This window comes from Prevotella dentalis DSM 3688 (assembly GCF_000242335.1).
Classification (GTDB): domain Bacteria; phylum Bacteroidota; class Bacteroidia; order Bacteroidales; family Bacteroidaceae; genus Prevotella; species Prevotella seregens.
Genome location: NC_019960.1, coordinates 357,774 through 378,358 on the forward strand (window position 1 = coordinate 357,774; position 20,585 = coordinate 378,358).

18 protein-coding genes are annotated in these 20,585 nt (G+C 54.8%); 7 read left to right on the plus strand and 11 right to left on the minus strand.

Translation table 11 applies throughout. The features are described 5' to 3' along the window. Nucleotides 1–2: 2 nt before the first annotated feature. On the minus strand, nucleotides 3–743 hold the full coding sequence (gene porT / locus PREDE_RS01460; protein ID WP_005844038.1) for a type IX secretion/gliding motility protein PorT/SprT: 741 nt from the start codon (nucleotides 741–743) through the stop codon (nucleotides 3–5). A 224-nt stretch (nucleotides 744–967) separates the two neighbouring features. On the opposite strand from porT, the gene PREDE_RS13365 reads away from it, so the two are divergent. Continuing rightward, nucleotides 968–1,138, plus strand: a complete 171-nt coding sequence (locus PREDE_RS13365; protein ID WP_005844036.1) for a DUF362 domain-containing protein — start codon at nucleotides 968–970, stop codon at nucleotides 1,136–1,138. A gap of 264 nt (nucleotides 1,139–1,402) precedes the next feature. Here PREDE_RS13365 and PREDE_RS01465 read toward each other — a convergent pair whose 3' ends face one another. The 9 genes from PREDE_RS01465 to PREDE_RS01505 form a co-directional block, all read right to left on the minus strand. Continuing rightward, nucleotides 1,403–2,833 carry a tetratricopeptide repeat protein gene (locus PREDE_RS01465; protein ID WP_005844034.1) on the minus strand — a complete coding sequence of 477 codons (1,431 nt, stop codon included), beginning with the start codon at nucleotides 2,831–2,833 and terminating at the stop codon, nucleotides 1,403–1,405. Between the two features lie 131 nt (nucleotides 2,834–2,964). After that, nucleotides 2,965–3,927, minus strand: coding sequence for a PstS family phosphate ABC transporter substrate-binding protein (locus tag PREDE_RS01470; RefSeq protein WP_005844032.1), 963 nt, complete (start codon nucleotides 3,925–3,927; stop codon nucleotides 2,965–2,967). 10 nt (nucleotides 3,928–3,937) lie between these two features. Further along, nucleotides 3,938–4,783 (minus strand): energy transducer TonB, encoded by an 846-nt coding sequence (locus tag PREDE_RS01475; protein WP_005844030.1) that lies wholly within the window; start codon nucleotides 4,781–4,783, stop codon nucleotides 3,938–3,940. Nucleotides 4,784–4,813: 30 nt separating this feature from the next. Further along, a complete protein-coding gene (locus PREDE_RS01480) occupies nucleotides 4,814–5,464 on the minus strand; it encodes an ExbD/TolR family protein (protein WP_005844028.1) in 651 nt (216 codons plus the stop codon). Nucleotides 5,465–5,466: 2 nt separating this feature from the next. Then, nucleotides 5,467–6,093: an ExbD/TolR family protein gene (locus PREDE_RS01485; RefSeq protein WP_005844026.1), complete on the minus strand. Its 627-nt coding sequence runs from the start codon at nucleotides 6,091–6,093 to the stop codon at nucleotides 5,467–5,469. Between the two features lie 30 nt (nucleotides 6,094–6,123). After that, nucleotides 6,124–6,969: a MotA/TolQ/ExbB proton channel family protein gene (locus PREDE_RS01490; protein ID WP_005844024.1), complete on the minus strand. Its 846-nt coding sequence runs from the start codon at nucleotides 6,967–6,969 to the stop codon at nucleotides 6,124–6,126. A gap of 197 nt (nucleotides 6,970–7,166) precedes the next feature. Further along, entirely contained in the window at nucleotides 7,167–8,360 is a 1,194-nt protein-coding gene (locus PREDE_RS01495) for a pyridoxal phosphate-dependent aminotransferase (protein ID WP_005844020.1), read from the minus strand. 113 nt (nucleotides 8,361–8,473) lie between these two features. Further along, complete coding sequence (locus tag PREDE_RS01500) at nucleotides 8,474–9,685, minus strand: bifunctional 3,4-dihydroxy-2-butanone-4-phosphate synthase/GTP cyclohydrolase II (protein WP_005844018.1); 1,212 nt, start codon at nucleotides 9,683–9,685, stop codon at nucleotides 8,474–8,476. A 57-nt stretch (nucleotides 9,686–9,742) separates the two neighbouring features. Further along, nucleotides 9,743–11,653 carry an LptF/LptG family permease gene (locus tag PREDE_RS01505; protein ID WP_005844016.1) on the minus strand — a complete coding sequence of 637 codons (1,911 nt, stop codon included), beginning with the start codon at nucleotides 11,651–11,653 and terminating at the stop codon, nucleotides 9,743–9,745. Between the two features lie 488 nt (nucleotides 11,654–12,141). Between PREDE_RS01505 and PREDE_RS01510 the strand changes: the two genes are divergently transcribed. From PREDE_RS01510 to rodA, 6 genes are all read left to right on the plus strand, one after another. Next, nucleotides 12,142–12,735: a bifunctional phosphoribosylaminoimidazolecarboxamide formyltransferase/IMP cyclohydrolase PurH gene (locus PREDE_RS01510; RefSeq protein WP_005844014.1), complete on the plus strand. Its 594-nt coding sequence runs from the start codon at nucleotides 12,142–12,144 to the stop codon at nucleotides 12,733–12,735. 13 nt (nucleotides 12,736–12,748) lie between these two features. Continuing rightward, nucleotides 12,749–13,771, plus strand: a complete 1,023-nt coding sequence (locus tag PREDE_RS01515) for a rod shape-determining protein (protein WP_005844012.1) — start codon at nucleotides 12,749–12,751, stop codon at nucleotides 13,769–13,771. Nucleotides 13,772–13,934: 163 nt separating this feature from the next. Beyond that, complete coding sequence (gene mreC, locus PREDE_RS01520; RefSeq protein ID WP_015298368.1) at nucleotides 13,935–14,801, plus strand: rod shape-determining protein MreC; 867 nt, start codon at nucleotides 13,935–13,937, stop codon at nucleotides 14,799–14,801. Nucleotides 14,802–14,805: 4 nt separating this feature from the next. Next, nucleotides 14,806–15,321 carry a rod shape-determining protein MreD gene (gene mreD, locus PREDE_RS01525; protein WP_005844008.1) on the plus strand — a complete coding sequence of 172 codons (516 nt, stop codon included), beginning with the start codon at nucleotides 14,806–14,808 and terminating at the stop codon, nucleotides 15,319–15,321. Further along, entirely contained in the window at nucleotides 15,308–17,158 is a 1,851-nt protein-coding gene (locus PREDE_RS01530; RefSeq protein ID WP_005844006.1) for a penicillin-binding transpeptidase domain-containing protein, read from the plus strand. The genes mreD and PREDE_RS01530 overlap by 14 nt, the downstream gene beginning before the upstream one ends. Beyond that, nucleotides 17,139–18,608: a rod shape-determining protein RodA gene (gene rodA, locus PREDE_RS01535; RefSeq protein ID WP_005844003.1), complete on the plus strand. Its 1,470-nt coding sequence runs from the start codon at nucleotides 17,139–17,141 to the stop codon at nucleotides 18,606–18,608. Before PREDE_RS01530 ends, rodA begins: the two co-directional genes overlap by 20 nt. Nucleotides 18,609–19,439: 831 nt before the next feature. On the opposite strand, the gene PREDE_RS01540 is transcribed toward rodA, so the two are convergent. Further along, nucleotides 19,440–20,519: a hypothetical protein gene (locus PREDE_RS01540; RefSeq protein WP_005843999.1), complete on the minus strand. Its 1,080-nt coding sequence runs from the start codon at nucleotides 20,517–20,519 to the stop codon at nucleotides 19,440–19,442. Between the last annotated feature and the right edge of the window lie 66 nt (nucleotides 20,520–20,585).

The following is a 20,585-nucleotide window of genomic DNA, read 5'->3' on the forward strand; positions in this document are numbered from 1 at the left end:
GACTACTCGAAATAGAATGTCAGCGCAATCATCTTGGACTTGGCCTGATTCACCGACCGGCTGTAGGGAATCATGGCCTTGTCCTTGAGTTGGTTGGCGTGGTCGATGTCGAGTGCATTGGTGAGCCCGAACATGAATTTCAGTTCAGGTCGGATTTTGAAGAAAGGCAGGTAGAAATCGCAGCCCAAGCCGGCCTCGAAGAAGAGGTCGTAGCGTTTCAGTCTGAGGTAGTCGTCGGCCAGTCCGCTGAGATTGATGGCGGGGCTGAGGCCTATCATGGCGTATGGACGGTGGTTGTTGAACCGCTGGGCACCGACAATCAGGTCCAGGGAGCAACTGACATAGGCCGTCTTGAGCGTCTGCGCGCGGGTGATGAGCGACTCGTTGGACTGGGCGTCCATGTTGTGAAAATAGATGTGGCGTGAGCCGAAATAGAGAGCGGGGGCCATGCGGAACTGGAAAGTGCTGCTCAGACGGAGCTCGCCCAGCACACCCACTTGGAAGCCGTCGTCCCAGCGGTCCTGGTCGGCGGTGATGAGATATTGCTGCTGTGAGCCGTCGTCGAGGGTGACAAGCTGTGGCCCCACGTTGTTGAACTCAAGGTCTTGCAGGTGGCCGCCCACCAGAATGCCGAAGTGGAAAGGACGCAGGTCGGTATAAGGACGGTTCTGAACCGTCCGTTCCTGTGCAAGCGTGGTGCCGAGCTGGAGCAGGGCGCAAAGCGTGATAAGCAGTCGTCTCATATATGGAGATAACGGCGCAGACGGCTTTTTATTGCCGGAACGGGGTAGAGGGAATGCCCTGCAACAGGTTAGATTAAGTTTAAATATCAAAAAAACGGCTCCTCATTAGTAGGTATTCCGAATCTTTTTCCTACCTTTGCGGTGTACAAAAGTAGGTATTCCATGATGAGCCTGCGTGATACATACGTTTACAAAAACATTATAAACAATAAAAAACAAGAACTATGGCTTACGTAATTAGCAACGACTGTGTAGCATGTGGAACATGTATTGACGAGTGCCCCGTTGGCGCAATCTCAGAGGGCGACATCTATTCCATCAATGCCGATGAGTGCACGGAGTGCGGTACCTGCGCTTCTGTATGTCCTCAGGAGGCAATCAGTCTGCCCGAGTAAGGCACAAGGCCCTCTGTCCGAGGGCGTAGTTAAAGGGTAATTGGAAGTTATCCTCACTTATGGCAACAGGCCGTGAGTGAGGATTTTTGTGTCTACATGCTGTGAGGAACCGGGTTTGGAGCGTGCTTGTGCGTAAAATCTTGTCTGGCTGCAATGAAAGGGGGCACGCCGCAACTGCGGCGTGCCCCTGCTTGCTGTTCTCCCTTGATGGTTGGGAGTGGGGGATTCATCTCTGTGTTGAAAGGTTATATGGGTTGTATTGACCTACATGGCAGCGACCTGCTTGGCAATCTCGTTCTCCGGGTCGATGGCCAACATCTTGTTGGCATAGACCTTGGCGTTCTCCTTGTCCTGCTTCACGTTGAAGTTATAGACAATCATGTAGAGATAAGCCTGCTTCAGCATGGCGTTCTCGCTGTTGCTGCGCTCAGCCTTTGTCTCTAAGGAGTTGGCGAGTGCCTCGTAGTAAGGCCTGGCCAATCCCTGCTTGCTGTCCGGGTCGAGGTTGGCATTCACCTGGCCGCGCATGTAGTTGCACCAGTTCTGATAGTTGGGATAGGCCTGTACGTACTCGCTGTACACTTGGTCGGCTTTCCGATAAGCCTCTGCGGCACCGGCGGCATCGTCTGCCTGGGTCTTCTGTGTGGCAATCTCGGTATAGAGTGAAGCCAGGTTGTCGAAGTCGTCGGCGGTCTTCTTGTCCTTGCCGGCGAGCGACTTCTCAAAGTAGGTTACGGCATTGTTGAAGTCGCCTTTCTTCAGATATATGTCGGAGAGGTTCTTATCGATAATGGCCACCTGCTTGCTGTTGTCCTTGCTGAGCTCAATGGCTTGCTCGTATGCCTTGATGGCATCGTCCCAGCGTTCGGCCTGTTGCAGGGCCGTGCCGTAGTACACGTAGTCCTCGCCGATGTAGTGTGCGCTGTCGCTCTTGTTGAACAGACGGTCGGCATAGTCGAGGGCTTCATTGGTATTCTTCAGGTCAGTGTAGCTGTAAAATGCGATGCGGTTCCAGCCCGAGCGGCGCGGGTCGCGGCTGAGGCCCATCTTGCAGATGTCTACACTCTTCTCGCGCTTGCCGAGCAGCCAGGTGGTCATGGCGTAATAGGTGATGTCTTCGTCCTCGAGTTTGCTCCTGTCGGTCACCTTGTCGTAGTATTTCTCGGCGTTCTCATACTTCTGTGCAATGTAGTAGACACGGCCGCAGAGTGCATCGACAGGGTAGTCGGGACGCTGGGTGCGGAGCTCTTCGAGGTTGGCAACGGCTTCTTCGGGGCTGCGCCCGCGCAGAATCATGGCATACTTGTAGTAGCCGTCGGGATCTTTCGGATCGAAATACTTGGCTTGCTGATAGTTCTCGGCAGCACTGCCGGCATCGTCTTTCATCACGGCGATGTCGCCCTTGAGCAGGAAAGCCTTGGCGTACTTGCCGTCCTTGGCCAAAGCGTAGTCTGCGAACTTCAGGGCGTTGGCGGTATCTTTCTCCGCAAGCATGGCCTTGCCGATACCCACAAGCACCTCTGGATTCTTCTTGTTGTCCTTGTAGAGCTGCTTCACCTGATTGTTGTAATCGGCGCCTTTGCTCTTGATAATCTTGGTGGCCTGTTCAATGATGGCTTTGTTGTCCTGCTGTGCCATCGTCGGGACAGCTGATAACATCAGCGTGCCCATCAATACATATTTGATTGCTTTCATAATTCTTTGTATTTAAAACTTTGACCTTTGATTCTATTTCTTTCGTTGCCACCATGTGGATGGGGTATGCTACACGGCCCCTTGGATGTGGTGTCTGCTCTTGTGACGATGCCGGAAGCGAATAGTTTCAATTATTGACTAACATTAACATCCCGGATATTGATGTTGCCCAATACGGGAAGCAGTCCGGCTTTCATGACAATACGCTGTCCCTTGGGCCCCTCGATGAAGTGGGCAAAGCCCCATGGCAGTCCTTGGCGAGGGTCGTTGAGAAGGGCGTAGACCGTACGGATGAGGGGATACTCACCGTTATAGATGTAATACTGGTAGGGTTTTCGGCCGCTCGTCGGCGTGGCCGGATGGATACGGCTCACGCTCATCACGCGGATGTTTTTGTTGAATGTCAGGTTGGTGGAGTCGTGCTTGTCGTTGAGCCAGTTGTTGCCGATGATGCCGATGGCCCCCGGATTCTGCTCGACGTATTTGATCACCTCGGCAGTTTTGTTGACAGCGGCCACATGCGGATTGGAGATGGCTTTGCCGCCGAGGATGGAATCTTCTACGTAATGGACGGTACTCGACTTGGCATTGTCGAATACCACGGTGATGGTGCCGCGCCGGGAGCCTTTGAAGAGGTCGCTCCACCGGGTGGCTTTGCCGGTCATGATGTGTTCAATGTTCTTGACCGAGATAATGGTGTCAGTGTTCGCCTTGTTCACGATGAATGCCAATGCGTCGTAAGCGAGCTTGAGGGACACCGGTCTGTAGCTCTGAGCTTGCAGGCTTTTGATTTCGGATGGCTTGAAGTCGCGTGCCGTAAAGGCCAGCCATGCCTTGCCATTGAGGAGTCTGTTGATGGCTTCCGACTCGTTGGTATAGATGGGAGTCACTTTGGCCTTGGGGTAGTCGTTTTGGAAGACAAAGCGTTCTTCCTCGATGAGGGGACTAAAACTTTCATCAGAGACGAAGTGAATCGCCCCTGATGAATAAGTATCTGTCCGCCCGTCCTTTCCTTTCTTGTTGTTATGGCAAGAAGAGAAAAGGACGGTGGTCAGTGTTAATCCTACGATGATGTAAGATGTGAGTTTGCTCATAAATAAAGGATTACTGCAGTCTGAAAGCTACAGGCACGTTATACTTCACGCGTACAGCAGAACCGTTCTGCTTGCCGGGAATCCACTTCGGCATGGTACTCACCACGCGTACAGCCTCACGGTCGAGAGAGGGGTCTACGGAACGGACAACCTTCACGTCGGTGATGGAACCGTCACGCTCAACCACAAAGGATACCACGACGCGGCCCTGCACACCGTTCTCTTGGGCAACAACCGGATATTTGATGTTGTCACCCAGATACTTCATCAAGGCGGCATTTCCGCCAGGGAATGAAGGCATCTGCTCTACCACGTCAAACACCTTGTTCTCCACTTCGGGTTTGTCGGGTTTTACAGGTTCGTCGGCCACGCGTTGAGCAACTTGCAGCACTGCGCCATTGTCGCTGTTACCTTTAACATCAAGTGCACCGATGGCGGTGTTGGTCTGCATCAGCTGGTCCTGCGTCTTCATTTCGTCCTCGGGCTTCACCTCGTTGTCCTTTTTGATAACGGGAGCAGTGAATTTGATAGAGGATTTCACCTCTTGCACTACCTCCTGTTTCTCTTTAGGAATCTGAATGTCTTTGCGCTTCACTTCAGCCTTTTTCTCGGGCTTGTTGAGGGCAGAGAGCTCGGTGATTTGCTCGTTTTTCTGATGAGTCAGCTGGTACTGGTCGTATGCGGACTTTGCAACGTAGATACCGATGAACAGAACTGCCAGCAATGCTATAACGATGATGGAGTAGATATTTCTCTTTGGGGTGTTCCTGCGAAGCTTGTAAGCTCCGTAGGATTGGTTCCTACCCTCGAAGATAAGATCGACCCAACCATTGGTTGTTAAATCAATATTTGCCATTTCTTAAACTCTTTAATCGTTTAGACATGCTTACATCTTGACGTTGTTCTTCTTGAGAAGCTCCACGTCCTGATCGTTCATCTTGTCGATTACATACTTACCGATGCTGCAGATTTGCATTTCATCAAGCGCATCCACCAAGTTCTTGTAGGTGGAGTTATCGGTGGCTTTGATGATGACCGTCATGGTCTGAATCTTCTTGCCGTCCAGTTCTCCAGCCTTAATCTTGGTGAGTTGCTTGTTGTAGTCCTCGTCAGACATCTTCTTGTTGGGGTCAGCTTTCTGCTTGTCCAATGCAACCTTTGCTTTCATCACGTCCTGAACGGGGTTCGTGCCGTCCTCAGTGGTGTGATTGTAAAGCACGGAACGAATGCCTTTGACACCCCAAGTAGTCTTTTTCAGACAGTCGGGCGTTTCGGGTTTAATCAGTCCGGCTACATAATAGATCTGGTTGTCGGCCGTGCAGTAAATCGTAACGGTGTACGATTCCTTGGTCACGGTCTTGTCCTGATCCTGCAGGTTCTTATCGTTACTCGGCATACTTAATTCCATCGTCTGGGGCTTGGCCAGTGATGTACAGAGCATGAAGAATGTGATAAGAAGCATCATCATGTCAACCATCGGAGTGAAGTCCACGCGGACATCCATCTTCTTCTGTTTGCTTTTTCCTTGCTTAGCCATTCTTAATCCTCCGCTTTCTTGTATTGAGTAATCAGATAATAACGGTTCTCGTTCATGTCCTGAAGCTCACTCATGATTTTCTTCACGGTCTTGTACGGGGTCTTTTCATCGGCCTTGATGGCAATCTTGGCATCCGGGTTGGTGGCATGCGCAGCCTTAACCCAGATTTGGAACTCGCTCATTGCGGCGGCACCGGTCTTGCCTGGTACAGAGTCGGTCGGAATACCATACTTTTTAATGGCTTCGGGCATCTGTGTTTTGTCGAGCTTCAGATAACCTTCGAGTTCGCTCATAGGCACACCCCACATGGGGTCGTCGAGGAACTTCTTTTGCTCTGCAGCGCTCAACTGCAGACCAAACTGGCTGGTCACATCGTTGAGCACGTTCTGAACGTCGGTCGTTTTATCCATGCTCATGAATATCTTGCCGTCATTTCCGACAAGCACATTCAAGACATCTTTCTCTGGCACCTTTATCTCCGATACGGATCCTGGCGTGTTTACTTTCACCGGCTCTTGCTTCACGAACGTGGACGTCAGCATGAAGAAAGTCAGCAGAAGCACCATCACGTCGGACATAGGAGTCATGTCGATCCAGACGTCGCTCTTCTTAATTTTTACTTTACCCATAGTGATAATATTTTAAAGGGTCAGCAAAAATTAAGCCTCGTCTGTGTGGTTAGCTTCGTAAGTCTGGGCAATTGAGTAACCTACCTCGTCGAGTGCGTATGTCAGCTTGTCGATCTTGTTGGTGAAGAAGTTATAGGAGATAACAGCGCACCAAGAAGTTGCGATACCGAAAGCCGTGTTGATCAGAGCCTCGGAAATACCAGTTGACAGAGCGAGAGAGTCACCACCGCCACCGGCAGCCAGAGCCTGGAACGACTTGATCATACCCGTCACAGTACCGAGCAGTCCGGTAAGTGTACCCAGTGTCACGATAGTAGCAATGATGGGGAGGTTCATCTGCAGCGTAGGCATCTCCAGCTGAGTAGCCTCCTCGTGTGCCTGCTGAATCTTGGCCACTTTCTGGCTCTTCTTCAGACCGGCATTTGCACCGCTCTCCATGTCCTTGTAGGCATGCAGGGAAGCGACCACCACGTTTGCTACAGAGCCTTGCATCTTGTTGCAGAGGTCCTCAGCCTTGGCGAAATCGTTGGCCTTCAAGGCAGCCTTGGTATTGGCCACGAACTTGGTGAGGCTGCCCTTGCCGAAAGCGGTCTTCAGAGCCAGCCAACGCTCAACGGAAAGACAGAGCACGGTAAGCAGCAGGGTGTGGATGACAGGCACCACGACACCACCCTTGTAGATAGTGCCCAGAATGTTGAGAGGCCCGTTCTCCGAGTTGTTTCCCTGGAAGTTGCTTTCGTTGCCGAGCACGAGATTGAAGATACATACAGCAGCGATGAAGCATACAACGATGATCCAGAATGCGCCTCTGATACCTGTGAAGCCCTGCGACTTCTTTGCAGCCTTGGGGGCTGCGGCTTTTTGTGTAGTTGCCATAATGTTGAAATTTAATTTTTAGTTATAAATAATGAATTATTTGCTTTTTGTTAGTGATGTGCGTCTAAAAGTGTCTTTTGGTCTATATTTTTTCGTGTCTGGCCCGTGTGATAGGCCGAAAAACGGATATTTAAGCATTCGCAAAGATAGCAACTTTTGGTTTATTGCGAGTGTGTTTGCCAAGTTTTAACAAAATTTTACTTCAAAAGCGCAGTCACCTCTTTAATTCGACGCATGGCCTCGCGAATGTTGTCGTCGCTGGTGGCGTAGCTCATGCGGAAACAATCGGGGTCGCCAAAGGCGTCGCCGGCTACTGTGGCCACACGCCCCACCTCAAGCAAATACATGGCAAAGTCGGTGGAATTGAGGATGACGTGGCTGCCGTTTTTCTTGCCGAAGAAGCTGGAGCACTTGGGAAAGAGGTAAAAGGCGCCCTGCGGTACGTTGACCTCAAGTCCCGGAATGTCTTTGGCCAGACTCACGATGAGGTTGCGTCGGCGCTCGAAAGCCCGGCGCATGTCCTCGACACAGGCCTGACTGCTCTCATAGGCAGCGAGTGCAGCCATCTGCGACACGTCGCAAGTGCCGCTGGTGTACTGGCCTTGCAGCTTGTTGATGCCCTTGACAATCCACTCGGGCGCAGCCACCCAGCCAAGGCGCCAGCCGGTCATGGCGTAGGCCTTGCTCACGCCATTGCAGATGATGGTGCGCTCTTTCATGCCCGGATAACTGGCTATGCTGGCATGCTTGCCGACGTAGTTGATGTGCTCGTAAATCTCATCGGCGAGCACGAACACGTCTTCGTGGCGCAGGATGACCCGGGCCAGCTCGTCGAGTTCTTCCTGTGAATACACACTTCCCGTGGGGTTGCTGGGGGAGCAGAGAATCAGCATCTTGGTGCGAGGTGTGATGGCAGCCTCCAACTGTTCGGGCGTCATTTTGAAGTCCTGCTCGAATCCGGCCCTGACAACGACCGGTTCTCCGCCGGCCAGTTTCACCATCTGCGGGTAGCTCACCCAGTAGGGGGCAGGGATAATCACCTCGTCTCCGGGGTTCACCAAGGCCAGCACGGTGTTGCACACTCCCTGCTTGCCACCCGTGCCCACGAGGATTTCCCCGTCCGTATATTCGAGCTGGTTCTCCCGCCTGAGCTTGTCCACGATGGCTTTCCGCAGTGCCGGATAGCCCGGCACGGGCGAATACTTCGAGTAGTTGTCGTCGATGGCTTTCTTGCCGGCGGCTTTGATGTGCTCGGGCGTGTTGAAGTCGGGCTCGCCCACACTCATGTTGATAACGTCGATGCCCTGAGCTTTCATTTCGTTGCTCTTCTGCGACATCGCCAGTGTGGCCGATGGAGCCAGGCGATTCAGACGGTCTGATAGTTGTGCCATATACTGCTTGTCTGTGAATGGTTATTTCCTTGCAAAATTAAACATTTCATTCCTTAAAACGAAAGATTGCTTCCGTTATTTTGGGAAACGCCTCGAAAAAGTAACAGAAATGACTATTTCAGGTGCAGGATGTGCCCCATGCGGTCGCGTTTGGTGCGCAGATACTTCACGTCGTAGGGGGTGGGCTTCACCTCGATGGGAACATTCTCGACGATTTCCAGCCCGTAAGCCTCCAGTCCCACGCGTTTGGTGGGGTTGTTGGTCATGAGGCGCATCTTGTGAATGCCCAGCTGCCGCAGCATCTGCGCGCCGCAGCCGTAGTCTCGTTCGTCGGGCTTGAAGCCCAGGTGCACGTTGGCTTCCACGGTGTCCATGCCCTGTTCCTGGAGCTTGTAGGCGGCAATCTTGTTCATCAATCCGATGCCGCGGCCCTCCTGCTGCATGTAGATCACCACACCTTTGCCCTCTTTTTCAATCATCTGCATGGCCTTGTGCAGCTGCTCTCCACAGTCGCAACGCTGGCTGCCCAGGATGTCGCCCGTGGCGCAAGAAGAATGTACGCGCACGAGCACGGGCTCGTCTTCGGCCCACTCGCCCTTGATGACGGCCATGTGTTCCAGGCCGTTGCTGGTCTGCCGGAAGGGTATCAGGCGGAAGTGGCCGTAGGCGGTTGGCATGTCCACCTCCACGCCCACCTCGATGCTCGACTCCTTTTTGAGCCTGTAGGCAATGAGGTCTTTGATGGTAATGATCTTGAGATCCCACTCGCGTGCCATCTGTTGCAGCTCGGGCATGCGTGCCATCGAGCCGTCGTCGTTCATGATTTCCATCAGCGCCCCGGCGGGATAGAGGCCGGCCAGCCGGCACAGATCCACGGCCGCCTCGGTGTGGCCCGAGCGGCGCAGCACGCCGTTGTCCTGGGCATAGAGCGGGTTGATGTGGCCCGGGCGGCCGAAAGTCTGGGGCGTCGACGCAGGGTCGGCCAGTGCCTTGATGGTCTCGGCCCGGTCGTGCGTGGACACGCCGGTGGTGCATCCCTCCAGTTTGTCCACGGTAATGGTAAAGGGAGTGCCCAACACCGACGTGTTGTCCTGCACCTGGTGGGGCAGGTCCAGCTCCTCGGCACGCGAGATTGTGATGGGCGCGCAGAGCACGCCGCGTGCGTTTTTCAGCATGAAGTTCACTTTCTCGGGCGTAATTTTCTCGGCGGCGACAATCAGGTCGCCCTCGTTCTCACGGTCTTCATCGTCGACGACGATGACGAATTTGCCTTCCTTGAAATCCTTGACTGCATCCTCGATGCTACTCAATTTGAAGTCTGCCATATTTGTTTTCCTTTCTTTTGACTTGGGTTGGGTGTTATGAATGGGGTCACGGGCGCATCAGTCCTTGATGAGATGCTTCTCCGTGTAGTTGATGATGCTGGTGTTGGTGAGCTTGATGGTGCGCAGGTCGCGCAGTAGCCGCAGCCTGAAACTCCACATGCGCAAGTAGAAAAACAGGCCCAGCGGCACGATGACGGCCGAGGCCACGTTGAGCCACCGCCGCTCGAACGGCCGCGTGTGGGCCCTGACAGCCATCACGGGGTAGGCGTTGAGCAGGTGTACGATTTGCTTGTCGCGGGTGTTCGACAAGTCGTCGATGACAGCCTCCAGCTGCTCGCCGATGCGCTCGATTTCGTGGTCGGGGCGATACCTGAAAAAGGTCTTCACGACGTTGGGCGGCGACACCAGGCTGTGCTCGCGCGAGTAATCGGTCACGGCATGGCTGATGCGAAGCAGCTCCTCGGCGTCGTGCCGGTAGTCGGGTTCACGGATAATCACCTCCTTGCCACTGATGTGACGCTTGGTACGCAGGCCCAGCATGCGCATGAAGAACCGCCGCCACACGTCGGCATTGAACACCATCGAGTCGCCGCAGGCCTTGTAGGTCACGAACACGGCCACGGGCGTGAGCACGGCCGGAGCCAGGCCTTTGCCGAACCACACCGACCACTCGCCCAGCCGTGCCATGCGGTAACCCGAGTTGTCGAGGATGTAGTACACGATGAATACGAACACCGAGATGATGACCGGAACGCCCAGTCCGCCCTTGCGGATGATGGCGCCCAGCGGCGCGCCGATGAAGAAGAAGATGAGACACTGCAGTGCCAGCGTGAACTTGTTGATGGTTTCGATGTGGTGCTGGCGGATGACGAGGTCGTTGTCTTCCGTGAGCAGGCTCTTGAATTCCAGGTCGTTCACCTCGCCCTGCACGCGGCTCAGGGCCTCGGCCAGCGCCTGCCGCTTCTGGTCGGGCGTGAGTTTCTGGAGCAGCCGGTCGAAGTCCACCCTTCGGGCATCGGCCCGTCGGGCCGCGGCCAGCGAGTCGTGGCGGGTCATGAGAGGCAGGGCATAGTAGCTGCGGCGCGCGTCTTCGTAGAACACGCGCCCGATGCTGTCGTAGACATGGTTCAGCGAATCCACGTCGTGGGCTATCTGCTGCAGGCTCTTGCTGCGGGCATTGTTCGAGAGCGAGGCGGCATCTGTCATGCTGAAGTCGCCGTCGAAGTCGAGCACAATCTGCTTGGTCACAAACGTCTCCCGGCGGTAGGGCACGGCCGCGCTGCCGGCCAGCTGCTGCGTCTGCATGTTCTCGAACCACTCTCCGCTCCACAACGTGAGCAGCAAGTGCTTCTTTTCGGCCGTCGATTGCATCATGCCCGAGTCGGCCAGAATGATGGCGGCGTCCTCGTAGCTCTGGGTCATGCGGTAAATCATGATGCCGTACAGCTTGCCCGAGTGCACGTCTTTCTTCTGCACGTAGATGTTGCTGTTGGGGATTCCGTCGTAGAACACGCCCTCGGGAATTTCCAGTTCGGGGCTCTTCTGCTTCATCGAGATGAGCAGTTGGGTGATTTTCATGTTGGCCTCGGGCCCCACATTGTTCTGAAAATAGAACGAGGCCAGGCTGATGAGCACGGTAACTGCGATGAGCGACCGAAAGGTTTGCATGAGCGAGATGCCGGCCGCCTTGATGGCTGTGAGCTCCGAACTCTCGCCCAGATTGCCGAAAGTGATGAGCGCGCTCAGCAGGATGGCCAGCGGAAGAGCCTGGGGAACGAGCATCAGGGCCATGTACCAGAAGAACTGCGCCATCACTTCCATGGACAGTCCCTTGCCGATGAGCTCGTCGATGAATCTCCACAGAAACTGCATCATCAGCACAAACTGGCAGATGAAGAACGTTCCTACGAATAAGAGTCCGAACTGGCGGATGATAAATATGTCGAGTTTCTTGATCCGAAAATTCATGTGTCGTGCGTCTGCTTGCCCGCCATGTGCCGGTGCAGGCCTTGCAAAGCCGGTGCAAAGTTAATGGAAAAATATCATAATCACCCTTTTTCGGCTTGTTTTCTTTTGCCGCATCTTTGGCCATGCGTGCCCTCCCCACACCTCTTATTATAATAGGAGGCCAGGCCGATGGTGCGGGCAGTGTTTGCGGCAAGGCCTTTTCGGGCCCGCGTCTGCGGGTTTTCGGCCTTGCGTCTGCGGGTTTTTCGCCCCGCGTTTACGCCGTCGGGGCGGCGCGATTCCGGCGCAATCGCACCGGCTTCCAAACGCCATCGCGGGCAGAGCGTGCGGGCCCGTCCGGCGGGGCAGGGCTTCGGGGCGGTTTGACTTGGGACAAATTAACGTGCGCCGCGGCGAAATTCTCGGGCTTTTGCGCGCGTGTTCCCCTAAAAATTAGTAACTTTGCGCACTCTTAGGTATATACCGAACTCATAAACGTACGTATTTTTATGGCTGAAACAAAACAAATGAAGACCGCGCTTGTCTCGGTCTTCCACAAAGACGGACTGGAAGAACTCTTGGCCAAACTGCATCAGGAGGGCGTGAAATTCCTGAGCACCGGCGGCACACAGCAGTTTATCGAGAGTCTGGGCTACGTCTGCCGGAAGGTGGAAGACCTGACCACCTATCCCTCCATCCTCGGCGGACGCGTGAAGACGCTCCATCCCAAGGTGTTCGGCGGCATACTGGCCCGTCGCGACAACGAGGGCGACCGGCAGCAGATGCAGGAGTACGAGATTTCCGCCATCGACCTCGTCATCGTCGATCTGTACCCCTTTGAGCAGACCGTGGCCAGTGGCGCCAGCGACGCCGACATCATCGAGAAGATCGACATAGGCGGCATTTCGCTCATCCGCGCCGGGGCCAAGAACTTCAAGGACGTGGTCATCGTGCCGAGCAAGGCCGAGTATGGCGTGTTGCTCGACATCCTGAACAGGAAAGGTGCACAGACCGACCTGGCCGACCGCAGGCTGCTGGCCGAGCGTGCTTTCGGCGTGAGTAGCCACTACGATACGGCCATTCACAACTGGTTTGCCAAATAATCAAGATAGAACTATGGGATTTTTTTCGTTTATTCAAGAGATAGCCATGGACCTTGGCACGGCCAACACCATCATCATCAGCGATGACAAGATTGTGGTGGACGAGCCCTCCGTGGTGGCCCTCGACCGTCGAACCGACAAGATGATTGCCGTGGGGGAGAAGGCTAAGATGATGTATGAGAAGACACACGACAATATTCGCACCATCCGCCCCCTGCGCGACGGCGTGATTGCCGACTTCACGGCCTGCGAACAAATGATGCGCGGCCTCATCAAGATGGTGCACACGGGCTCTCGCCTGTTCTCGCCGTCGCTGCGAATGGTCATCGGCGTGCCCTCGGGCAGCACCGAGGTGGAGCTGCGTGCCGTGCGCGACTCGGCCGAACATGCCGACGGCCGCGACGTGTATCTCATCTTCGAGCCCATGGCCGCCGCCATAGGCATCGGCATTGACGTGGAGGCTCCCGAGGGCAACATGATTGTAGACATCGGCGGCGGCTCCACGGAGATTGCCGTTATCTCGCTGGGCGGCATCGTGAGCAACAACTCCATCCGCATCGCCGGCGACGACCTCACGGCCGACATTCAGGAGTATATGAGCCGCCAGCACAACGTGAAGGTGTCCGAACGCATGGCCGAACGCATCAAGATTCACGTGGGCTCGGCCCTCACCGACCTGGGCGACGAGGCTCCTGAAGACTACATCGTGCACGGCCCCAACCGCATCACGGCCCTGCCCATGGAGGTGCCCGTGTGCTATCAGGAGATTGCACACTGCCTGGACAAGACGGTGGCCAAGATAGAGAACGCCGTGCTCTCGGCCCTGGAGGCCACTCCGCCCGAGCTCTATGCCGACATTGTGAAGAACGGCATCTACCTCACCGGTGGCGGTGCGCTGCTGCGCGGCCTCGACAAGCGCCTGCAAGACAAGATCAACATTCCGTTCCACATTGCCGAAGACCCGCTCCACAGCGTGGCCAAGGGTGCCGGCATCGCCCTGAAGAACGTGAACCGGTTCTCGTTCCTCATGCGCTGAACAATCAACTTTGAACGGTCAACTTTGAAGATTGAACTTTGAACTTCGAGGCCTTCGGCCTTTGAAGATTAAGCTTTGAACTTGGTGGTTGCAGACGTGCATCGCCTGTTTCCACCTGTTCATTAAGTTCAAGGTTCAATCTTCAAAGTTCAAAGTGTGTAGCATGCGTAATCTGTTAGAGTTCCTTGCCAAGTACAATCACTGGTTCGTTTTCCTCGTTTTGGAGGTGCTGAGCCTGGTGCTGTTGTTCCAATACAACAGCTATCAGGGCAGTGTGTGGTTCACTTCGGCCAATGCCGTCGCGGGCCGGATGCTCGGATGGAACGCCGAAGTGCAGTCGTTCTTCTCCATGTCGAAGGTGAACCAGGAGCTTACCCAGCGCAACCTCTATCTGGAACAGCATGTGAGGAGCCTCTCTGACAAGCTCGCCGAGCTGACCCACGACAGTGGATGGGTGCACCGCGACCAGCTGGCCCTGCTCAGGCAGTACAACCTGATACCGGCCAAGGTGGTGAGCAACACGGTGAACCGGCACGACAATCTGCTGACCATCGACAAGGGAACGGCCGACGGCGTGGCCAAGGACATGGGCGTGGTGTGCGGCAATGGCGTGGTGGGCATTGTCTATCTGGCGTCGGCACACTACGCGGTGGTGATTCCGGCCCTCAACACCGCCTCCAACATCAGCTGCCGCATACGCGGCCGCGACTATTTCGGCTACCTGCACTGGAACGGCGGCGACCCCAGGAAAGCCTTTGTAGACGACGTGCCGCGTCACGCCCACTTCAAGCTCTACGAGTGGGTCGAGACCAGCGGCTACTCCTCGGTGTTCCCTCCCGGCATTGCCGTGGGGCGCATTCTCCATGTCTACAACTCGGCCGACGGGCTGTCCTATCGGCTGCAGCTGGTGCTCTCCACCGATTTTGCCCGGCTGCGCGACGTGTGCGTCATCGACAACAAACCCATGCAGGAGCGTCTGGACGTGCTGCGCGCCGCCCAGGACTCTCTGAAACCCAAGGACGACAAGTAGGCCCATGAACATAGATTTTCTGAGACGACTGCTGCTCTTCGTGGTGCTGTTGCTGGCCCAGGCCCTGGTGCTCAACCACATTCACCTGTTCGACTGTGCCACGCCGCTGGTCTATGTCTACTTCGTGGCCAGCTTCAGGCGCAGCTATCCGCGCTGGGGCGTGCTGGTGTGGAGCTTCCTGATGGGGCTTTGCGTCGACATTTTCTCCAACACGCCGGGCGTGGCAGCCACGTCGATGACGGCCATCGGCCTGCTGCAACCCTATTTGCTCGAGCTCTTCACCCAGCGCGACAGCGACGACGACCTGCAGCCCGCCATCTTCACTTTCGGCTTTACGCGCTATCTGTTCTACACGCTTCTGCTCACGTTTGCCTATTGTCTGCTCTTTTTCACGGTGGAGACGTTCTCGTTCTTCAACTGGCAGCAGTGGGCCTTGTCCGTGTCGTCGAGCACCGTGCTCTCGGTGATTCTCATCATTGTGGTTGCAAATCTGAGGAAGCGGCAGCATGAAAGACTTTGATCTTGAAAACCGAAAGCTCGTCATCGGCGGCGTGGCCGTCGTCATCGTGACGGTCTACATCGTGAGGCTTTTCACCCTGCAGCTGCTCAGTGACGACTATCGCAAGAGCGCCGACTCCAATGCTTTTCTCAAGAAAATTGAGTTTCCCTCGCGCGGAGTCATCCGCGACCGCAACGGCAAACTGCTGGTCTACAACCAGCCGGCCTACGACATCATGGTGGTGATGAACGAGGAGAAAGGCCGCCTCGACACCATGGACTTCTGCCAGACGCTGGGCATCACCAAGGAATACTTCGTGCAGCGCATGGACGAAATCAAGGATCGCAGCAAGAATCCCGGCTATTCGCGCTTCACGCAGCAGCTGTTCATGAGCCAGATCGACGACAAGGACTTCAGCGTGTTTCAGGAGAAGATGTTCCGTTTTCCCGGTTTCTACGTGCAGAAGCGCAGCATCCGCCAGTACCAGTACCCCTATGCCGCCCATGTGCTGGGCGATGTGGCTGAGGTGTCGCAGGGCGACATCGACGAGGACGAATACTATCAGCCCGGCGACTATATCGGCAAGCTGGGTGTGGAGCGCAGCTACGAGAAGGAGCTGCGCGGCGAGAAAGGTGTGCAGATACTGCTGCGCGACGCCCACGGCCGCATCCAGGGCAAATACCAGAACGGCAAGTACGACCGTCGCCCGCGTGCTGGCAAGGATCTGACGCTCGGCATCGACATCAACCTGCAAGCTCTCGGCGAACGTTTGATGGAGGGCAAGATAGGGGCCATCGTGGCCCTCGACCCGCAGACGGGACAGGTGCTCGCCCTCGTGTCTTCGCCCAGCTACGACCCCCGCAGCCTGGAGGGACGCAAGCGCAGCAAGTACCATCGCGTGCTGTCCAGGAACGTGTGGAAGCCCCTGCTCAACCGCGCCATCATGGGACAGTACCCGCCGGGCTCCACGTTCAAGACTTCGCAGGGCCTCACATTCCTCACCGAGGGCATCATCAACAGCCACACACAGTATCCCTGCCACCACGGATTCTCCTACCGCGGCCTCCACGTGGGCTGCCACGGGCACGCCTCCCCGCTCTCCATCGTCCCGGCCATCAGCACCTCGTGCAACAGTTTCTTCTGCTGGGGGCTCTTCCACATGATGGGCAACCGCCGGCGTTACCGAACCGTGCAGGACGCCATGAACACCTGGCGCGACTATATGGTGAGCATGGGCTTCGGCTACAAGCTGGGCATCGACCTGCCGGGCGAGAAGCGCGGGCTCATTCCCAATGCCTCGTTCTACGACCGGGCCTATCGTGGTTCGTGGAACGGGCTCACTGTCATCAGCATCTCCATCGGCCAGGGCGAGGTGAACCTCACGCCGCTGCAAATCGCCAATCTCGGCGCCACCATTGCCAACCGCGGCTACTATTACACGCCCCACGTGGTGCGCAGCGTGCGCGGCGGCGAAATCGACACCTCTTATTATAGCCGGCATTACACGCGGGCCAGCCGGCGGGCCTACGACTACATCGTGGCCGGCATGCGCTCGTCGGTGCTCGGCGGCACGTGCAAGCACTTGGGAGCTTTCGACTTCCCCATCTGCGGCAAGACAGGAACGGCACAGAACCGCGGCCAGGACCACTCCGTGTTCATGGGCTTCGCGCCGATGGACAACCCGCGCATCGCCATTGCCGTGTACGTGGAGAACGGCGGCTTCGGCGCCGACTTTGCCGTGCCCATCGCCGGCGTGCTCTTTGAACAGTATATAAAAGGCAAGCTCTCGCCCGCCCGGGCTCACGAGGCCGAGACCTTGCAGAAACGACGTATTGCTTATGGCTCGAGCAACAGATAGGCACCCCAGTGTGCTCCGCAGCCTGGACTGGTGGACCATTGGCATCTATGTGGCCCTGCTGGTATTCGGCTGGATCAGCGTGTGTGGGGCCAGCTACACCTATGGCGAGACCGACATCTTCGGACTCGACACGCGGTCGGGCATGCAGATTGTGTGGATAGGCACGTCGCTGGTGCTGGGCTTTGTGCTGCTCATGATGGACGACCGCTACTACGATACCTTTGCCTACGTCGTCTATGCGCTCTTTCTGCTGCTACTCTTTGTCACCATTTTCAACCCCCACGAAATCAAAGGCTCGCGGTCGTGGCTGGTGCTGGGGCCGCTCAGACTGCAGCCGGCCGAGTTTGCCAAGTTCGCCACGGCCCTGGCTGTAGCCAAGCTGATGAGCACCTATGGGTTCAACATTTTCAAGTTCAAGCACTTGGCCGCAGCCGTAGGCGTGGTTGCGTTGCCCATGCTCTTCATCGTGGGGCAGCGCGAAACGGGCTCGGCACTGGTCTACCTGTCGTTCTTCCTGATGTTCTATCGCGAGGGCATGCCGGGCAGTGTGCTGTTCACGGGCGTGGCGATGGTGCTTTATTTTGTCATCGGCATCAAGTACGAGCAGGTGCTGCTCTGGGACACCCCCACCTCCGTGGGCAAGTTCGTGGTGTTGCTGTTGGTGCAGCTCTTCACCTCGGGCATGGTCTATGCCTACTGCCGCGAGCCGGGCAAGGCCCTGCGGCTGGCGGGCGGCAGTGTGGGTGTCACGCTGCTGATGCTGCTGTTCTCCGAGTTTGTCATTCCGTTCGATGTCGTTTGGGTGCAGCTGATGGTCAGTGCCGCGCTCATCGGCTACCTCGTGTTCCAAGGCCTTTCCACGCGTCTTTACAGCTATATGCTCATCGCCTTGTTTGCCGTGGGCTCCATCGCCTTCTTCTATAGTGCCGACTATGTGCTCAACGACGTGATGGAACCCCACCAGCGGGTGCGCATCAACGTGCTGCTGGGACTCGACGAAGACCTGGCCGGCGCGGGTTACAACGTGCACCAGAGCGAAATCGCCATCGGCTCGGGCGGACTGCGCGGCAAGGGTTTCCTCAACGGCACGCAGACCAAGCTCAAGTTCGTGCCCGAGCAGGACACCGACTTCATCTTCTGCACGGTGGGCGAGGAGGAGGGCTTTGTTGGTTCGGCCGGCGTGCTGTTGCTCTTCCTGCTGCTCATCCTGCGGCTCATCCATCTGGCCGAACGCCAGCCGTTCAAGTTCGGTCGCGTCTACGGCTACTGCGTGTTGAGCATCTTCCTGTTCCACGTCTTCATCAATGTGGGCATGGTGCTGGGCCTCACACCGGTCATCGGCATCCCGCTGCCATTCTTCAGCTACGGCGGCTCCTCGCTCTGGGGTTTCACCATTCTGCTCTTCATCTTCCTGCGCATCGATGCCGGCCGCAACCTCGTGAGAAGCTGATTTCTATGAATGCAAGTTCCCCGTGTGTGGCCGCCCAAACCACGGTGCACAATGATTTGAAAGACTGCGCCATTGATTAAAGACAACGCCAACAACTAAAGACAACAATGACAACTAAAAACAACAATAACAACAGAAAACAACAATAACAACAGAAAACAACGCTGCGTCCCGGTATAGTCGTTGTTATTCGTTGTTTCTCGTTATCTTTGCCAACGTTCCTGTTATTTCCCGTTGCCTATGTTAACGTTCCTGTTGTTATTCATTGTTTCCGTTGTTTCCTGTTTGTCTTTGTCAGCGTTCTTGTTGTTATTTGTTGTTTCCGTTGTTTCTCGTTGTCTTTGCTAACCCATCAAAAATGGGAAGTGAACATTTCCCGCAGGAAATTTGCCCAAGACAATGGGAAGTGAACATTTCCCGTAGGAAATTTGCCCAAGACAATGGAAAGTGAACATTTCCCGCAGGAAATTTGCCCAAGACAATGGAAAGTGAACATTTCTCGCGGGAAATTTGCTCAAGACAACGGGAAGTGAACATTTCCCGCAGGAAATTTGCTCAAGACAATGGGAAGTGAACATTTCCCGCAGGAAATTCGTCCAAGACAACGGGAAGTGAGCATCGACGGCCGTCAATTCGTCCAAGACAATGGAAAGAGAATATTGCAGGCTTGCAAAAGTCTCAGGTGGTTTTGTGCCGCACGAAAGAAAGCCAAGGTTCAAGGGTGGGAAGATGGCTATGATGGTTGGCCTCGGATTAAAACATCTGTATTTCATTTTAACAACAGCCATGCGCAGGTCATTGCTAATTTTTCATTTTGCCCTCATGTTAGTTTTATTTGTTGTGAAAGGGTATAGGTATATCTGTTGTCTTGTTGATCTTCCGTGTTTCAAGCAATGCTCCCTCTTTGCTGAAAACAAGCATGAAGTATTCTAAGAAAGGTTCCCCCTCTTTGGGCGTGGAGCAGTCTTTGGTGAGGAAGTAATAAAGAGAATCCTTTGTTTCTACATAGTATCCAGGCCACCATACTATGTCTCTTGGCCAGCATCGGCAGTCTGTGGAGTCAGGGATAAAGGAATGTATGGAGGGTGACAGAATCCCCTCCTGCTTACCATCAAGGAGGAAAATGGAGTCGTTGATATGTTTTTCGTTCCATTTCCTGAAGCGTCGATGGAATTGTTCAAAAGTAAGTTCCTCACATCGTGTATCCTTGGCTCTGACGACCTCATTCCATGTTTGCCCTATCTGTTTCTCTTTGACGTTCCCTTTACCATCTATAGTGTATTTATATTTGGCTACAGAGAAAACGAGAGGCTTGAACTGCTTCAGGAGACTTCCGTCAATCAGTCTCCCTTGTTCTGAGATGAAAGTGCTGTCTTCTTGATGGTATTGCAGACGTGAGAAATATGCTGCCCCATGATGCCCGATAACCTTGTGCCCCAAGAGTTCTCCTCTTGGGGAATAGGTGAGAAGTACAAAATCGATGACAAGATTCTCCACTTGGAATTTTCGCATTTCGTCGTGATAATCGAAACATACCCTTGGCAATATGGCCACTACAGTTTCTCCAACAGGCTTGTATACCCCTCTGAGCCACCAAATGCTTTCCGTGTCGCACGGACATGTTTCATCGGCTTGCGGCAGGAATTGCCCATACCGTTCTGTTTCGACCCTTTCATCAAGAGAAGCAGAATTCAACCTTGAGAGATTGTCATTGGATATTTCTTCCATAAGTGACAGCCATGCGTTAAAGTCATTTTTGTTCTTTGCATGAATGGCCACGCATGCAAGAATCATCATTATGCTGATATATTTTTTCATTGCCGAGAAGACTTTAGAGTTGAATCCTATTCGGTAACCCGGACTGTTGACGTTTTCGTGGGCTACTCCTTGTTCTTTCTTCTTCTTGCTCATTGTTCCTATATTTATAAAGATGAAATACAAAATGGTTTCATTTCACACACCATAAAACAGCTTACC

Coding starts and splice junctions, on each gene's coding strand:
- porT (WP_005844038.1), bottom strand. CDS start 743: ATGAGACGACTGCTTATCACGCTTTGCGCCCTGCTCCAGCTCGGCACC.
- PREDE_RS13365 (WP_005844036.1), top strand. CDS start 968: ATGGCTTACGTAATTAGCAACGACTGTGTAGCATGTGGAACATGTATT.
- PREDE_RS01465 (WP_005844034.1), bottom strand. CDS start 2,833: ATGAAAGCAATCAAATATGTATTGATGGGCACGCTGATGTTATCAGCT.
- PREDE_RS01470 (WP_005844032.1), bottom strand. CDS start 3,927: ATGAGCAAACTCACATCTTACATCATCGTAGGATTAACACTGACCACC.
- PREDE_RS01475 (WP_005844030.1), bottom strand. CDS start 4,783: ATGGCAAATATTGATTTAACAACCAATGGTTGGGTCGATCTTATCTTC.
- PREDE_RS01480 (WP_005844028.1), bottom strand. CDS start 5,464: ATGGCTAAGCAAGGAAAAAGCAAACAGAAGAAGATGGATGTCCGCGTG.
- PREDE_RS01485 (WP_005844026.1), bottom strand. CDS start 6,093: ATGGGTAAAGTAAAAATTAAGAAGAGCGACGTCTGGATCGACATGACT.
- PREDE_RS01490 (WP_005844024.1), bottom strand. CDS start 6,969: ATGGCAACTACACAAAAAGCCGCAGCCCCCAAGGCTGCAAAGAAGTCG.
- PREDE_RS01495 (WP_005844020.1), bottom strand. CDS start 8,360: ATGGCACAACTATCAGACCGTCTGAATCGCCTGGCTCCATCGGCCACA.
- PREDE_RS01500 (WP_005844018.1), bottom strand. CDS start 9,685: ATGGCAGACTTCAAATTGAGTAGCATCGAGGATGCAGTCAAGGATTTC.
- PREDE_RS01505 (WP_005844016.1), bottom strand. CDS start 11,653: ATGAATTTTCGGATCAAGAAACTCGACATATTTATCATCCGCCAGTTC.
- PREDE_RS01510 (WP_005844014.1), top strand. CDS start 12,142: ATGGCTGAAACAAAACAAATGAAGACCGCGCTTGTCTCGGTCTTCCAC.
- PREDE_RS01515 (WP_005844012.1), top strand. CDS start 12,749: ATGGGATTTTTTTCGTTTATTCAAGAGATAGCCATGGACCTTGGCACG.
- mreC (WP_015298368.1), top strand. CDS start 13,935: ATGCGTAATCTGTTAGAGTTCCTTGCCAAGTACAATCACTGGTTCGTT.
- mreD (WP_005844008.1), top strand. CDS start 14,806: ATGAACATAGATTTTCTGAGACGACTGCTGCTCTTCGTGGTGCTGTTG.
- PREDE_RS01530 (WP_005844006.1), top strand. CDS start 15,308: ATGAAAGACTTTGATCTTGAAAACCGAAAGCTCGTCATCGGCGGCGTG.
- rodA (WP_005844003.1), top strand. CDS start 17,139: ATGGCTCGAGCAACAGATAGGCACCCCAGTGTGCTCCGCAGCCTGGAC.
- PREDE_RS01540 (WP_005843999.1), bottom strand. CDS start 20,519: ATGAGCAAGAAGAAGAAAGAACAAGGAGTAGCCCACGAAAACGTCAAC.